This window comes from Chryseobacterium nepalense (assembly GCF_023195755.1).
Taxonomy (GTDB): Bacteria; Bacteroidota; Bacteroidia; order Flavobacteriales; family Weeksellaceae; genus Chryseobacterium; species Chryseobacterium nepalense.
In genome coordinates this window covers 2,681,751-2,696,320 of the sequence record NZ_CP096203.1, presented here as the reverse complement: position 1 = coordinate 2,696,320, position 14,570 = coordinate 2,681,751, and the positions used below count along the sequence as shown (strand labels likewise).

General features: G+C 36.9%; 13 protein-coding genes, 1 tRNA gene and 1 pseudogene. 10 read left to right on the top strand and 5 right to left on the bottom strand.

Annotated features, from left to right (window positions below):
* Nucleotides 1–59 precede the first annotated feature (59 nt).
* A tRNA-Asn gene (locus tag M0D58_RS11920) sits at nucleotides 60–133 on the top strand.
* A gap of 209 nt (nucleotides 134–342) precedes the next feature.
* Nucleotides 343–2,871: a DUF5686 family protein gene (locus tag M0D58_RS11915; RefSeq protein ID WP_248389493.1), complete on the top strand. Its 2,529-nt coding sequence runs from the start codon at nucleotides 343–345 to the stop codon at nucleotides 2,869–2,871.
* 42 nt (nucleotides 2,872–2,913) lie between these two features.
* On the opposite strand, the gene M0D58_RS11910 is transcribed toward M0D58_RS11915, so the two are convergent.
* From M0D58_RS11910 to rplU, 3 genes and pseudogenes are all read right to left on the bottom strand, one after another.
* Complete coding sequence (locus tag M0D58_RS11910) at nucleotides 2,914–3,099, bottom strand: bacteriocin-like protein (RefSeq protein ID WP_072884877.1); 186 nt, start codon at nucleotides 3,097–3,099, stop codon at nucleotides 2,914–2,916.
* A gap of 123 nt (nucleotides 3,100–3,222) precedes the next feature.
* Nucleotides 3,223–3,480, bottom strand: coding sequence for a 50S ribosomal protein L27 (gene rpmA / locus M0D58_RS11905; RefSeq protein WP_100076262.1), 258 nt, complete (start codon nucleotides 3,478–3,480; stop codon nucleotides 3,223–3,225).
* A gap of 55 nt (nucleotides 3,481–3,535) precedes the next feature.
* Nucleotides 3,536–3,898 (bottom strand): annotated as a pseudogene (gene rplU / locus M0D58_RS11900) (50S ribosomal protein L21); the annotation flags it as partial.
* A gap of 178 nt (nucleotides 3,899–4,076) precedes the next feature.
* Between rplU and M0D58_RS11895 the strand changes: the two are divergent.
* Together M0D58_RS11895 and M0D58_RS11890 are read left to right on the top strand one after the other, a co-directional pair.
* Nucleotides 4,077–4,964: a neutral zinc metallopeptidase gene (locus tag M0D58_RS11895; RefSeq protein WP_248389491.1), complete on the top strand. Its 888-nt coding sequence runs from the start codon at nucleotides 4,077–4,079 to the stop codon at nucleotides 4,962–4,964.
* 109 nt (nucleotides 4,965–5,073) lie between these two features.
* A complete protein-coding gene (locus M0D58_RS11890; RefSeq protein WP_248389489.1) occupies nucleotides 5,074–6,165 on the top strand; it encodes an acyltransferase family protein in 1,092 nt (363 codons plus the stop codon).
* Between the two features lie 17 nt (nucleotides 6,166–6,182).
* Here the strand turns inward: M0D58_RS11890 and M0D58_RS11885 are convergent, their stop codons facing one another.
* Nucleotides 6,183–6,416 carry a hypothetical protein gene (locus M0D58_RS11885; RefSeq protein WP_248389487.1) on the bottom strand — a complete coding sequence of 78 codons (234 nt, stop codon included), beginning with the start codon at nucleotides 6,414–6,416 and terminating at the stop codon, nucleotides 6,183–6,185.
* A gap of 157 nt (nucleotides 6,417–6,573) precedes the next feature.
* Here M0D58_RS11885 and M0D58_RS11880 point away from each other — a divergent pair, with 157 nt between their 5' ends.
* The 3 genes from M0D58_RS11880 (at nucleotide 6,574) to tnaA (ending at nucleotide 9,248) form a co-directional block, all read left to right on the top strand.
* On the top strand, nucleotides 6,574–7,155 hold the full coding sequence (locus tag M0D58_RS11880) for a MiaE family protein (RefSeq protein ID WP_248389485.1): 582 nt from the start codon (nucleotides 6,574–6,576) through the stop codon (nucleotides 7,153–7,155).
* 15 nt (nucleotides 7,156–7,170) lie between these two features.
* Nucleotides 7,171–7,788, top strand: coding sequence for a DUF502 domain-containing protein (locus M0D58_RS11875; RefSeq protein WP_248389483.1), 618 nt, complete (start codon nucleotides 7,171–7,173; stop codon nucleotides 7,786–7,788).
* A gap of 83 nt (nucleotides 7,789–7,871) precedes the next feature.
* A complete protein-coding gene (gene tnaA, locus M0D58_RS11870) occupies nucleotides 7,872–9,248 on the top strand; it encodes a tryptophanase TnaA (protein WP_248389482.1) in 1,377 nt (458 codons plus the stop codon).
* Nucleotides 9,249–9,311: 63 nt separating this feature from the next.
* On the opposite strand, the gene M0D58_RS11865 is transcribed toward tnaA, so the two are convergent.
* A complete protein-coding gene (locus tag M0D58_RS11865) occupies nucleotides 9,312–10,532 on the bottom strand; it encodes a PQQ-dependent sugar dehydrogenase (RefSeq protein WP_248389481.1) in 1,221 nt (406 codons plus the stop codon).
* A gap of 109 nt (nucleotides 10,533–10,641) precedes the next feature.
* On the opposite strand from M0D58_RS11865, the gene M0D58_RS11860 reads away from it, so the two are divergent.
* From M0D58_RS11860 to uvrB, 3 genes are all read left to right on the top strand, one after another.
* On the top strand, nucleotides 10,642–11,016 hold the full coding sequence (locus M0D58_RS11860; protein ID WP_248389480.1) for a BlaI/MecI/CopY family transcriptional regulator: 375 nt from the start codon (nucleotides 10,642–10,644) through the stop codon (nucleotides 11,014–11,016).
* Nucleotides 11,013–12,407, top strand: a complete 1,395-nt coding sequence (locus tag M0D58_RS11855; RefSeq protein WP_248389479.1) for a M56 family metallopeptidase — start codon at nucleotides 11,013–11,015, stop codon at nucleotides 12,405–12,407. The genes M0D58_RS11860 and M0D58_RS11855 overlap by 4 nt, the downstream gene beginning before the upstream one ends.
* A gap of 136 nt (nucleotides 12,408–12,543) precedes the next feature.
* Nucleotides 12,544–14,535, top strand: a complete 1,992-nt coding sequence (uvrB, locus tag M0D58_RS11850; protein WP_248389478.1) for an excinuclease ABC subunit UvrB — start codon at nucleotides 12,544–12,546, stop codon at nucleotides 14,533–14,535.
* The last annotated feature ends 35 nt before the right edge of the window (nucleotides 14,536–14,570 follow it).

Here is a 14,570-nt window from a genome sequence, read left to right as displayed (position 1 = left end):
AAAAATTTGTTTGATATTAATATTCCTTTTATATTTGCACCACTAAAACAATAGGAAATTCCTCCTTAGCTCAGTTGGTTAGAGCATCTGACTGTTAATCAGAGGGTCGCTGGTTCGAGCCCAGCAGGAGGAGCAAAAAGACTTACAGCAATGTAGGTCTTTTTTTTATTTTATTAAGCACCAATCACTTTAACAAAATAATAACAGCACAGCAACTTATCAATCACGTTATTTCATTACATTTGCAGTTTTGTATTTATTTACTTGAAAAATTAAATACTATTGAACCATTACAATAAATCTGCATACTTTTTGTTTATGCAATAGCTTGAAGAACAACAAATGTTAATTAACAGACCGCGATATTATCCCTTTTTAATTTTTATCCTCCTTTCCCATTTTGTATATGCCCAAAATGCTGCCAGCGGAAAAATTACAGACGCCAAAACGAATAAAGAAATCAGCGGTGTCGATATCTTTATTAATGAAAGCAATAAGGCTGCATTAACAACAACTTCGGGAAACTTTGCCGTTCAGTCGGACAGCATTATTTACAAGCTGAAGTTTTTAAGAAAAAATTACGCTCTAGAAACCGTAGATGTTACTCCTGAGAATGCCAACAATATTTTTGTAAAACTTTCGCAGGAAAAAGTAAGCAACATCGAAGAAGTAGTGATCCACAACGAAAAACCGAAATATAAAAATAAAAAGGAAAACCCGGCGTATGCCATCATGCAGAAAGTCTGGGCCAGAAAAAGAAATAACGGATTGGATAAATTCGATACGTACACCTATAAAGAGTACGAAAAAATCCAGTTTGACGCAAACAACCTTGACAGCGCCTTTATGAAGAGAAAAATTTTCAATAAACTTGAATTTATTTTCGATTATAAAGATTCTACCGCCAGTGGTAAAATAGGACTTCCTGTATTTCTTAATGAAGCGGTGTATGAAAATTACGGCGAAAACAGACCTTCAAAAAAAACAAAAAGACTGTTGGTCGCACAAAAAACATCCGGGTTTCAGGACAACCAGATCGTAACACTTACCGCCAAAAACCTTTACCGGGATATTAATATCTATGATAATACTTTAAATTATTTCGATATCGGTTTTCCAAGTCCTGTGGGAGAAACAGGTTTCAGCACGTATGATTATAATTTAATTGACACCGTTTCCGTTCGCGGAGAAAATGCTTTTAAGATCAGGTATCAGCCGAAAAGAACGGAGGTTCTGGCTTTTCAGGGTTATCTGTATATTGATACAGACAGTTATGCCGTGCTGGGAGCCACTTTAAAATCCACCCAGAAAATCAATGTTAATTTCATCAACGGGATCTCTACCGAACTGGAGTATGATAATCCCGACGAAAATACTTTTTTACCGAGAAAATTTGTTACCGAAATTGAAATGACGCCGTTTTCCAAAAAGAAAACCGCAAAAAGCATTGTTGCCAAACGGTCGGTCGATTATTCCGAATATGAATTTAACAAACCTTTGGAAGATCAGGTTTTCAAACGAAAAGAAGAAGAATATTCTGATAGCTTCACAGACAAAGATGACGCCTACTGGCTTAAAGCAAGACCCGACTCTTTATCTAAATCCGAGCAGGGAATTTATGATATGCTTGATAAACTTCAGCAGACTCCGAAATTCAACAGAATCGTAAAGCTGTATGAAACGTTGGGTTCAGGATATTATAATGTAAAAAAATTAGGTATTGATATTGGTCCTATTTTCTCTGTTTACGGTAAAAATGAGGTAGAAGGAGACAGAATACGTTTGGGCGCAAGAACTTATTTCACAAGAAATGATCCGTGGAGGGTTCAGTTTTATACGGCTTACGGTTTCAAAGACCAGCAGGTAAAATACGGAGCCGAAGCAAGATTCATGTTCAACAGGGTAAACAGGTTTACCGTAGGAGCCGGAACCCGGAGAGATATACTTCAGCTAGGAGTACAGCTTACCAATGATGACGGGATTATGGCCAGGACTTTTGCCTCTTCAACCATTTTTGCAAGAGGAGAAAACGCATCTTTAAGCTCGCTTAATCAGACAAACGTCTTTACCTCAATCGAACCCTGGAAGAACTTCCAGATCAGGCTCGACGGAACGATGCAGAGCATTAAATCTGCCAATCCGGATGGTTTCAGCCTGATGTACTATAAAGATGGCGCTTTAAGGAAAACCACAAACGATTCGCACTTTACGCTTAGCCTGATCGCAAGACCGGGAGCGAAATTTTCCCAGACCGGGATCGATCGTTATGAGCATGGAACTCTGGCTCCGACCATTGTCTTAAAATACACGAAAGGAGTGGAAGGATTATTCGGATCTGATTTTAATTATAATAAACTACAGTTCCTTTTCTACAAGCCGTTTTTAATTGGCAGCTGGGGAAAACTGCAGGTCAACTTTGAAGCCGGAAAGAACTTCGACACTGTTCCTTTGGCGCTGCAGAATGTGATTCCCGGAAACCAGTCGTACAGTCTTGCACAGAATACTTTTGCACAGCTGAATTATTATGAATTTGTAGCAGACACTTACACAACACTACATCTGGAACATCATTTTAACGGTAAGATTCTTTCCTTTATTCCGTTAATTAAAAAACTGAAATTAAGAGAAATAGCCTTTATCAGAGGAGCATACGGTACATTGAGCGACGCTTCTAAAGCCATTAACGTGGAAGGCTTTAAATACTCTGCTCCTACTGATCATATTTATTACGAATATGGTTTCGGAATCGAGAATATAGGTTTTGGAAACCTGAGAATTTTCAGGGTAGACTTTAACTGGCGAGGAAATTATCTTGACCGACCTGATATTTCAACCTTTGGCATAAAAGCCGGATTCCAGGTAAACTTTTAACAGAAAAAATAAATCTCCTTTCACGAAGGAGATTTTTGTTTCTTAGGACTCAGCAGGATAATCTTTACATCCGTTGCAATGTGCTACAATATAAACAATATTACACGGAGGCCTTTCTCCTTCCGGGATACTGCAATAAATATTGCATGGTAAACATTCTTTTACAGGAGCGATACCTCCCGTAACTTCTTTAAGATCCTGTCTTGTGATTTTCTTTAAATTTTTCATATCAGTTAAATTTTGTTTGATTTGATGTTAAATATAAGAAATATATTCATTCGTGATTGGAATTTGATAAAATAAAAAAACCTCAGCAAATTGCTGAGGTTTTATTTTTATGAAACGCTTAAATTATGCGTTTGCTTCTACAGATACGAAAGATCTGTTGTTTGCTTTCTTTCTGAAAACTACTTTACCGTCTACTAGAGCGAACAAAGTGTGATCTTTACCAATTCCCACGTTTGCACCTGGGTGGTGTTGTGTACCTCTTTGTCTAACAATAATGTTTCCGGCAATAGCTTCCTGACCACCGAAAATCTTTACCCCTAATCTTTTAGAGTGAGATTCTCTACCGTTTTTGGAACTACCAACTCCTTTCTTATGTGCCATTTTATTTTAAGGTTTTTTGGTTTAACAATTATTCTGCACTTTCAGCAGCTTCAGCATCTGCCTTTTTTGTTGTTTTTTTAGCAGGTTTTTCTGCTTTCTTAGCTCCTTCAAATCCTGTAATACCAGTGATCTGAATTTGAGTTAATGATTGTCTGTGACCGTTTTTCACTTTGTAACCTTTTCTTCTTTTCTTTTTGAAAATGATTACTTTATCAGCTTTTACGTGGTCTAGGATCTCTGCTTCTACAGTGATTCCGCTTACAGCTGGGGCGCCTACAGTGATTGCTCCGTTTACAGTAAGAAGTACTTTATCGAAAGATACTTTACCTCCTTTGTCTCCTGATAAACGGTTTACAAACAACTTCTGGTCTTGCTCAACTTTGTATTGAAGCCCTGCTATTTCTACAATTGCAAACATTGTTTATAAAATTTTTAGTTATTTCGAGGTGCAAATATAAGAAATATTTTCTAATCTCCTCAAATTCAATCCAATCTTTTTTAATTAAAATTTTAACTATGTTTTGAATAATTTATCACAATAAAGTGATATTATTTTCCGTTAAATAATATATCTTCGCTAAACCAAAATATTTTATATGAAAAGAAACTTTAATTTCCGCATCCTGGCGGGAGCAATTGCTGCACTTTCTATGTCAGCATGTAACGACGACACACTGGAAACTCCGGTACAGCCAGAACAACAAACCGAAAGTCAAAGAATCGAACAACCCAATGCTTTAGAGAAAGTATGTTATTATGTAGACCAAAACTGGAGCTCATCTGCCGTTTTACTGACATCTTTACAGAATTCTACAGACACTAACTTCATGAATTCGCAAATGACAAAAATTGCGAGCCTTTGGGGAAGAAGCAATCCAACACTTCGTTTTGTAAACGATCCGTCGAATTATAATTCTACATATAATGCGATTTCGTATTCAACGGGTAAAATTTATTACGGATATGCCATTTATTATGATGCCAAATCCAAAGGCGGAGATATTGTTAACGCTATGATTTTAGCCCATGAATATGGACACCAGCTGCAATACATCTTCGGACTTCCTTCAGTAAACGAATCTACGGCAAGACCTAATGAACTGGAAGCAGACGGATTTGCAGGATATTATTTAAGAAGACCGAACGGTTATAACCAGACAAGTTTTACACAAATCGCAGCGGCCTATGAATTTGCACAAAGCATCGGAGATTACCAGACGAACAGTCCGGGTCATCACGGAACACCGCCACAAAGAAGATCTGCTGTACGTTTAGGTTTCCTTTTAGGACAATATGATCTTACCGCATCTGCATTTGATTATAATTTCTTTTACTATTATCAGGGCGTTTTAAACGGAACTTATAAAACTGCAAAAAATGCTCAATATCCTGAGCTTGATGCTTACATGAGCCAATATCTTGATGAATTGAAAAAAATTCAGACGGGAGAAATCTCTGCTGAAGATTTCAAAAATTTAAAGTAACATTCATTTTCGATATATCTTTCTTAGAGACAGGCCAATATTCCTGTCTCTTTTCTTTTTAAAAATATTTCATAAAGTTTATTTACTTTTGATGCATTATCTATATATAATGAAAAGAGATCTCTATATTGATTTTGCAAAAGGGCTGGCAACACTCTCTATCATATTTATTCATACGGCATTTTGGTCCGGACAATTTTATATTCCGGCAGAAGTGAGAGTATTTTCTCTGGTTTTTGATGTTGCTTTATTTTATGCTTTAAGTGGAATAACCTCGGGCTCCAATATCGAAAAAACCCTTTACAGATTACTGAAACTACAGATCACATACATGATTTTCGTGACTTTTCTGTTTTTTATGGATTATTTCTTTAAAATTTTTGGCCTGAATTTTTTCTCTCTTGAATGGCTAAAGAACTTTTATTCCACCTTTGGATCGAAATATACAATTAATAGTATTTCAACATCGCCACAATGGGAAAATCTTGGAAATTGGTACCTGCATCAATATACCAATGCCGACACTTTCCCGGTAGTCATGGGAAGTTTCTGGTATCTGAAAGTATATTTTATTCTGACGGTTTTCGGAGTCTTGATTTTACGGTTTTTTCCTAAACATATCAATTGGTTTATCGCTCTATGTGTTGTTTTAACACTGCTGTTTAATATTTTTCCTGAAATATATCCGGACGGACAGGTAGGATACGTAGCATTTTATCTTGCAATTTTTCTGATCGGAAATAGAATGAAAGGCAAAAAAATACCTGGTAAAATGATTCCGGCTTTGTATACTTTGGTAGCTGCAGCGTTAATATGGATGTTTTGGTATTATGGAAATGAGATCTTTTATAAGATCAACAGAAATAAATTTCCACCTAAAATTCCGTACATTATCTGGACGATGTTTTCTCTGGTAACATTATTCGTATTTTATAACCGGTTAAAAATCTCAGCAGAAAGCTTTATAACATACATTGGTAAAAATGCCATCTTTTTTTATTTCGCCCAGGGAATAAGTTCTTCGCTCGTTTATTTTTTGGTAGTTCCCTTAAAAGAAAAAATGCCTTGGTGGATTCTAATGATATTAATTTATATCATTAATGTTTTTCTGGCATTTGGGATTTCAGCTGTATTAAAGAAAGTAGACAGCATTGGATGGAATATCCTGGAAATATTGCGAAAAAAAACTGCTATTAAATAGCAGTTTTTTATTGTTTATTAATCTTTTCTTCCGCTCCTCGCTATCAATGCTATAATGATAATGAGAACAATAGCCCCTCCAATAATATACACCGGATTGGCATACCATTCTGTGGTGGTTGTGGTATTGTTTTCTGTAGTAACTACCCCACCGGCAGTATCTTGTGCAAACGAAAAAATAGACATGAATACTGAAAATGCAAATGCAAGTAAGGCATTCATTTTACTTTTAATAGCTGTAATTGTTTCCATAATGTTTATATTTTTAATTGGTTTTAAAACAATAACAAAAAAAGTACCATCAAGTTTACATAATTCATAAAAAACATGAATTTAAATGAAAATTTTCAAACAAAATAAAACTTCTGTCATATCACAAAATATTTTAATTTTACACAAAATTTGAAACATGTTTAAGTTGAAACTTCCTACCGATCCCAGGTGGGCAAATATTGCAGAAGGAAACATTGAAGAAATTTTAACGGATCATGCCTGGTGTGAGCAAAAAGCGGCTACCAATGCTATCGGGCTGATCACAATGCTTCCTGAATATCCTGAAATCGTAACCGAACTTCTTGCCATCGCGCAGGAAGAGCTGGAACATTTCAGACAGGTTCATGAGATTATTAAAAAGAGAGGATACATATTTGGCCGTACCCGAAAAGATGATTATGTGAACGAATTGGTCAACTTCATCCAGAAAGGAGGCAACAGAGATGATCTTATTGTTGATAAGATGCTTTTTGCGGCCATGATCGAAGCAAGGAGCTGTGAACGATTCAAAGTGCTTACCGAGAATATAAAAGATGAAGAGCTTAAAACGTTCTACAGAGAATTAATGATCTCCGAAGCCAATCATTACACCACATTCATAGGATTTGCAAGACAATTGGGCGATGAGCAGAAAGTAAATGCAAGATGGGAAGAATGGCTGGAATATGAAGCAAAAATTATCCAGTCTTACGGAAAAGGAGAAACCATCCACGGATAAAACTATATTTTAAAATTGAAAAAGCTGACGTTTGAAAATATTGCCAATTTTTTCCTGAAAAACTTCTTTCAGGGACTTGTCATTATTGGTCCTATCGGACTGACGATGTTTGTCATCTGGTATGTAGTGACCTCCATTGACAATATTATTCCTTCGGTAGCCAAAGAGATTCCCGGGCTGGTTTTTATTTCAACCATCGTATTTACAGCAATTTTAGGATATTTAGGAAACAAATTTGTAGTCGGACGGTTCTTTTTTGATGCCATGGATCGTCTTCTTGAAAAAACTCCGGGCGTTAAGCACATTTATACCCCTACAAAAGATGTCATGTCTTCATTCGTAGGAGATAAGAAAAAATTCAACGATCCTGTCTGGGTAAAAACCAATGAACATCCTGAAATCTGGAGAATAGGCTTTCTCACCCAGAAGGAAATGGCAGACGTGGAAAAACATAATTATGTAGCGGTTTACCTGCCGCATTCTTACGCCATTTCAGGATGGGTAATTGTTACGGAAGAAAAAAACATCAAACCGGTAGTGGGCATGACAGCGGCTTCTGCAATGAAATTTGCGGTAAGCGGTGGCGTTGCAGGATTCCACTCCGATGATAATATCTTTAAAGCTCCAGAGTAGTAAAGCTTTAAACACATTATCCTTTGATGAATTTGAAATTATTTCAAATAAAAATTCTTACAAACAATCTAATAAATACTATCATGAATTTACCGTACGCGGAACCTTTCCGCATTAAAATGATTGAGGAAATCCGTCAGTCTACAAGAGAAGAAAGAGAACAGTGGCTTAAAGAAGCAAACTATAATTTATTTAATCTAAAATCTTCACAGGTTTTTATCGACCTTCTTACCGATTCCGGAACGGGAGCAATGTCTGACAGACAGTGGGGCGCTTTAATGATGGGGGATGAAAGCTATGCCGGATCACGTTCTTTTGAGCAGCTTCACCAGACTGTACAGAATATCACAGGCTTTAAATATCTTTTACCAACTCACCAGGGAAGAGCTGCAGAAAATGTTCTGTTTTCCGTTTTGGTAAAAGAAGGAGATGTAGTACCCGGAAACTCTCATTTTGACACCACAAAAGGGCATATTGAATTCAGAAAAGCTCACGCTATCGACTGTACGATCGATGAAGCTTTTGACATTAATGATCTTCACCCATTCAAAGGAAATATCAATATTGAAAAACTTGAAGAAGTTTATAAAAAGTATCCAAAAGAAAATATCCCTTTCTGCCTGATTACCATTACCTGCAATTCATCTGGGGGACAGCCTGTATCCCTGGAAAACATGAAAGCGGTGAAAGAACTTTCTGATAAATATGGAGTACCTGTATTTTTTGATTCAGCGAGATTTGCTGAGAATGCCTATTTCATCAAAAAAAGAGAAGCCGGACAGGAAAACAGAAGCATCAAAGAAATCTGTAAAGAAATTTTCTCTTACGGTGACGGGATGACGATGAGTTCTAAAAAAGACGGATTGGTAAATATCGGAGGTTTTATCGCTTTAAATGATGAAGAAGTTTTCAGAAAAGCTTCTAATTTTACCATTATTTATGAAGGTTTCATTACCTACGGTGGAATGGCCGGAAGAGACATGGCCGCTTTGGCAGTTGGTCTTGATGAAGCGACAGAATTTGCTTATTTAGAAAGCCGAATTTCCCAGGTGGAATATCTTGGAAATAAATTAATCGAATACGGAATTCCGGTTCAAAAACCTATTGGCGGACATGCTGTTTTCATTGATTCTTTGAATTTCCTTCCAAAAGTTGACCGCTCGGAATATCCTGCACAAACATTGGGACTTGAAATCTATAAAGAAGCCGGAATCAGAACCGTAGAAATCGGGACATTATTGGCCGACAGAGATCCTGAAACAAGAGAAAACCGCTATCCGAAGCTTGAGCTTGTACGTCTGGCCATCCCAAGAAGAACGTATACCAATAACCATATGGATTATATTGCTGCTGCTATCAAAAACGTTTATGAAAGACGTGACGAAATTGCAAAAGGCTATAAAATAACCTGGGAGCCGGATCTGTTAAGACATTTCACGGTTCAGCTTGAGGAAGCTTAAAATCGGTTCGGGCTCAAAACTTCGTTTTGAGCCCGAACCTTTATATAAAAGACTACAATAAGATTATTTTTTTGAAATTCTGTATAGTTTTCCGCTGTCGGTTACCGCATACAAATTGCCATCACTTCCGTTCAGCACATCACGAAAACGTTCTTTCTCGTCTGACAAAAGCCTTTCTTCTCCAACTACTTTATTATCCTTCATTACAATTCTGTTGATATGTTCTCCGCTGAGACATCCGATCATCAGGTTTCCTTTCCATTCATCAATATTTCCGGTGTAAAAAGTAACACCACTTGGAGAGATTACCGGATCCCAGTAATATACCGGCTGCTCAGTTCCTGCTTTTTGAGTCGTTCCGTTATTTATTTTTTCACCGGAATATTCAATTCCGTAGGTAACATCGCCCCATCCGTAATTTTTTCCGGCTTTAATTAAATTAATTTCGTCACCACCTCTCGGTCCCATTTCCACATCCCAGAGATTTCCGTTGGGATCAATGGCCATTCCCTGAGGATTTCTGATTCCATATGCATAAATTTCGGGTTTAAACCCTGCTTTACCGATAAATGGATTACCGGGAGCAGGCTTTCCTTCTTTTGTGATTTTTAATATTTTACCTAAATAATTATCTGTTCGCTGTGCGTACACTCTTGTCTGCTTATCGGACCGTTCTCCTGTGCTCACAAATAAATTTCCATCTTTATCGAAAGCCAGTCTGCTTCCGTAATGTTTATCTCCATCATAGGTTGGAGTTGCACGGAATATAACTTTCACCTCAGAAATAGTTTTAAAATCAGGAGACAATTTTCCTTTTCCTACCGCCGTATGATTTCCCTTTTCATAAGGTTCTGAAAAACTAAAGTAAATAATATTGTTGGTAGCGAAATCCGGATCTAAAGCGACATCAAGCATTCCGCCCTGACCTTTGGAATCAACTTTCGGGAATCCATCAATTTTTGAGATTTGCTTTCCGTCAGTGGAAACAATATTCATATATCCCCTTTTATCCGTAATCAGAAGTCTTCCGTCCGGAAGGTTAATAATTCCCCAGGGCTTCCCTAAATCTTTACTCAAGACTTCAACATTGTAAGGTGTTGAAGTTTTTACTGCTTTAATTCTCGTCTGTCCGGTAAAGGCAGGTTTATATTCCGGAGAATTCGGTGCTTTTGTTTCAACACTTCCGTCGCTTCCCGCCTGCTGAGCATTAATTTTGCCTTCTTTACATGATGCCAGAATAAGAAACAAACTGACCGCTGAAATATAAAATTTATTGGTTTTCATATGATTAAGATGGATTATTTTGCTGAAGAATGGAAAAATAGTGCCACAAAAATTTGCCGGTTTAAATTTTTATTCTACATTTGTAGAAACAATTACAAATCTGTAGAATATGAAAGAAATAAAACTAACCGATTCTGAAAAAGATCTTATGGAAATACTCTGGGAAAAAGAAAAGGTTTTCATGAAAGATATTTTAGAATCTTATCCGGACCCTAAACCTGCAACAACAACAATCGCGACACTCCTGAAAAGAATGCAGAATAAAGATTTTGTGGGGTATACACTGTATGGAAATTCTCGCGAATATTATCCGAAAGTCGCAAAGGGAGAATATTTTAAGGAAGAAATGTCTTCCATGATTGACCGTTTTTTTAATAATTCCGTGACGCAGTTTGCCTCTTTTTTCACGTCTAATGCTAAACTTTCACAAGAAGAATTGAAAGAACTCAGAGAAATTATTGACAAGCAAATTGATGAAAAATGATGATTATTTTAAAAATAATTTTAGGGTCTTCTATGCTTCTGGCCGTATACTATGTGTTGTTACAAAAGGAAAAAATTTATCGGTTCAACAGGTTTTACCTAATGTTTTCTATTCTGTTTTCTTATGCCGTTCCATTTATTTCTATTCAATCGGAAAACTTAAAACCGAGTAACCGAATTCAAACGACCGTTGAAACAACACAACAGGTTTTAGACATTACTAAGGTACAGGAAAATTTTAACTTAATTAACTGGCTCTGGATTATTTACGGAACTATTACCCTGATTTTTTTAATAAAGTTGATCCATTCATTTTTAGCAATTAAAAAGATGAAGGGCAAGAGGATAAAGTATCACAACCAAAATATCCTGATTACCAAAGAGCATACCTCTCCTTTTAGCTTTTGGAATACTATTTATTTAGGGGAAAATTATCTCATTGACAGTAAAATAGATCCACGGATTTTTCTGCATGAAAAAAGCCACCTCGAACAGAAGCACAGCGTCGATGTTATAATTATTGAAATCCTGAAAGCCTTTACCTGGTTCAATCCTTCGATATTTTTTTACCGAAAAGCCATTATTACCAATCATGAATTTCTGGCAGATGAATCTGTCTTAAAAAATGATTTCAACATAAAAGATTATCAGAATTTAATTCTGGACGAAATTATTTTAAATCAAAACTATAACCTTACCCATACATTCAATTTTAATAACACCAAAAAAAGATTTATTATGATGAACACTAAAAAGTCTAAAATGACCATCATCAAAAAAGTAATCAGCATTCCTGTATTACTTATCGCTTTCGGATTATTTGTACAGAAAACATATGCCGGAAACGTAGAAAGCGCAGCCAAAACATTCCCGGAAATGCCAGAAAAAGATTCTGAAAACAAAGCAGAAAATTTTGCAGAAGAACACATAAAATCTTCAGCGAAAGATAGTTCAACAGTCGAAAAAACAAAAGATAATCCTGCCAATAACTTTCTTCCTTCAGGCAAAATGAGCCTGGAAAAAGAGAAAAGCACCGATAAATCTTCGGAAATACAACCGAAAATCGACAGCAATTTACAAAGTACTACTACTGTTGCAGAATATCCCGGAGGCCAAAATGAGCTAAGAAATAAAGTAGCCAGCTTATTTGACGCATCTAAAATCACACATGGAAAAGAACAAAAAATGATGAAAACAGACATTACTTACACGGTTGATGAAAATGGACGTGTTACCAATATCAACCCTGCCGGCAATAACAAAACCTTTAATGATGAAGCAGTTTCTGCATTTAAGAAAGCCAATGAAAATGTGGTCTGGAAACCTGCAGAAAAAGATGGAAAAGCTGTTCCATACGGAATGAAAATGTCACTAACAATGTCTTTCGAGTAAATTAAAAAAAAGCACTCCAAAGGAGTGCTTTTGTATTTTACAATATTTCTGTAATTAAAAACATTTTTCAGTGAGTGAATACTTTAAATGACAAATATATCTTTCGTATTTTTGTTAGATAAGATCACAATTATCTATGCAATTCAAACTTCAATCAGAATATAAACCTACCGGAGACCAGCCACAAGCTATTGAAAAACTTACCGAAGGTATTAAAATTGGTGAAAAATACCAGACCCTTTTAGGAGTTACCGGATCCGGGAAAACTTTTACGGTAGCGAACGTCGTTCAGAATGTTCAGAAACCAACGCTGGTTCTGGCCCATAATAAAACACTGGCAGCACAGCTTTTCATGGAATTTAAAGAATTTTTTCCTGAGAATGCCGTTGAATATTTCGTCAGCTACTACGACTATTATCAGCCGGAAGCCTACATTGCCACTACCGGAACTTATATTGAGAAAGACCTCAGTATCAATGAAGAAGTCGAAAAATTAAGGCTTTCTGCTACGGCAAGTCTGCTTTCGGGAAGAAGAGATGTTTTAATTGTAGCTTCGGTGTCATGTATTTACGGTATCGGTAATCCTACGGAATTTCATAAATCTCTTATTTCGATTGCTATCGGAGAGAAAGTAACACGCACGGCACTTCTTCATTCTTTAGTTAACGCTTTATATTCCAGGACATTGAATGAGTTTCAAAGAGGAACATTTCGTGTAAAAGGAGATGTTATTGACGTTTTCCCGGCGTATGCCGATAATGCGGTGAGAATTCAGTTTTTCGGAGATGAGATTGAAAAAATTCAAAGCTTCGACCCTGTTTCCGGAAATGTAACTTCCAGTTTTGAACAGATTCAGATTTATCCTGCCAATCTTTTCGTAACCTCAAAAGAAACATTGAATGGCGCCATCCGGAATATTCAGGATGATCTCGTAAAACAGGTTGATTTTTTTAATTCAGTAGAAAAACCTCTCGAAGCCAAAAGATTGCAGGAACGTACCGAACTGGATCTTGAAATGATTAAGGAATTAGGCTATTGCTCGGGAATTGAAAATTATTCGAGATATCTTGACGGAAGATTACCGGGAACAAGGCCTTTCTGCCTTCTCGACTATTTTCCAAAAGATTATCTGATGGTAATTGATGAAAGCCACGTTACGGTTCCCCAGGTACATGCGATGTACGGCGGAGACCGAAGCAGGAAAGAATCTCTGGTGGAGTATGGTTTCAGGCTTCCTGCCGCAATGGACAACCGACCTTTAAAGTTTGAAGAGTTTGAAGCGATTCAGAACCAGGTTATTTATGTTTCCGCCACGCCTGCAGACTATGAACTTGAAAAAACCGGCGGAGCATATATTGAGCAGATTATTCGTCCGACCGGTCTTTTGGATCCCATTATTGAAATCAGACCTACAATTAATCAGATTGATGATTTAATGGAGGAAATCCAGAAAAGAGCTGATCTTGACGAAAGAGTTCTGGTAACGACCCTCACGAAGAAGATGGCCGAAGAATTAACTAAATATTTTACAAAATTCGGAATCAGAACAAGATACATCCACTCTGATGTTGAAACCCTTGAGCGTATTCAGATCATGCAGGACCTGAGAGTCGGTCTTTTTGACGTTCTTATTGGAGTTAATCTATTAAGAGAAGGGCTTGATTTACCGGAAGTTTCACTGGTTGCCATTCTAGATGCTGATAAAGAAGGAATGCTCAGAAGCCGCCGGTCTATGATCCAAACAGTAGGCCGTGCCGCAAGGAACCTTAATGGTAGAGCTATTATGTATGCCGATAAGATCACCAAATCCATGCAGGCCACCCTGGATGAAACCGAATATCGTAGAGCTAAGCAAATGGAATACAACCAACAACACGGAAAAGTGCCTGTTGCTTTAAATAAAAAGATTTCTGAAAGCTTAGTGGGAAGAACGAAAGATTTCCCCGATGAAAAGTATACCCAAAAAGAGATCCTTCAGAAAGTTGCAGAGGCCAAAGCAAGCTATACCAATGAAGATATTGAAAAGGTAATCGCCCAAAAACAGAAAGAAATGGAATCTGCGGCGAAAAACCTGGATTTCATTAAAGCCGCAAAATTAAGAGATGAAATTGCTGCTTTGAAAGGATAAAAGTTTCGGCGGCAGCTTCGCTGCCGCCGAAACTT

What these genes read in the sequence shown, in the direction of transcription:
- M0D58_RS11860 (WP_248389480.1), top strand. Translation starts at nt 10,642, where the DNA reads ATGAAAGAAATAAAACTAACCGATTCTGAAAAAGATCTTATGGAAATA.
- uvrB (WP_248389478.1), top strand. Translation starts at nt 12,544, where the DNA reads ATGCAATTCAAACTTCAATCAGAATATAAACCTACCGGAGACCAGCCA.
- M0D58_RS11915 (WP_248389493.1), top strand. Translation starts at nt 343, where the DNA reads ATGTTAATTAACAGACCGCGATATTATCCCTTTTTAATTTTTATCCTC.
- M0D58_RS11910 (WP_072884877.1), bottom strand. Translation starts at nt 3,099, where the DNA reads ATGAAAAATTTAAAGAAAATCACAAGACAGGATCTTAAAGAAGTTACG.
- tnaA (WP_248389482.1), top strand. Translation starts at nt 7,872, where the DNA reads ATGAATTTACCGTACGCGGAACCTTTCCGCATTAAAATGATTGAGGAA.
- M0D58_RS11855 (WP_248389479.1), top strand. Translation starts at nt 11,013, where the DNA reads ATGATGATTATTTTAAAAATAATTTTAGGGTCTTCTATGCTTCTGGCC.
- rpmA (WP_100076262.1), bottom strand. Translation starts at nt 3,480, where the DNA reads ATGGCACATAAGAAAGGAGTTGGTAGTTCCAAAAACGGTAGAGAATCT.
- M0D58_RS11865 (WP_248389481.1), bottom strand. Translation starts at nt 10,532, where the DNA reads ATGAAAACCAATAAATTTTATATTTCAGCGGTCAGTTTGTTTCTTATT.
- M0D58_RS11885 (WP_248389487.1), bottom strand. Translation starts at nt 6,416, where the DNA reads ATGGAAACAATTACAGCTATTAAAAGTAAAATGAATGCCTTACTTGCA.
- M0D58_RS11890 (WP_248389489.1), top strand. Translation starts at nt 5,074, where the DNA reads ATGAAAAGAGATCTCTATATTGATTTTGCAAAAGGGCTGGCAACACTC.
- M0D58_RS11880 (WP_248389485.1), top strand. Translation starts at nt 6,574, where the DNA reads ATGTTTAAGTTGAAACTTCCTACCGATCCCAGGTGGGCAAATATTGCA.
- M0D58_RS11895 (WP_248389491.1), top strand. Translation starts at nt 4,077, where the DNA reads ATGAAAAGAAACTTTAATTTCCGCATCCTGGCGGGAGCAATTGCTGCA.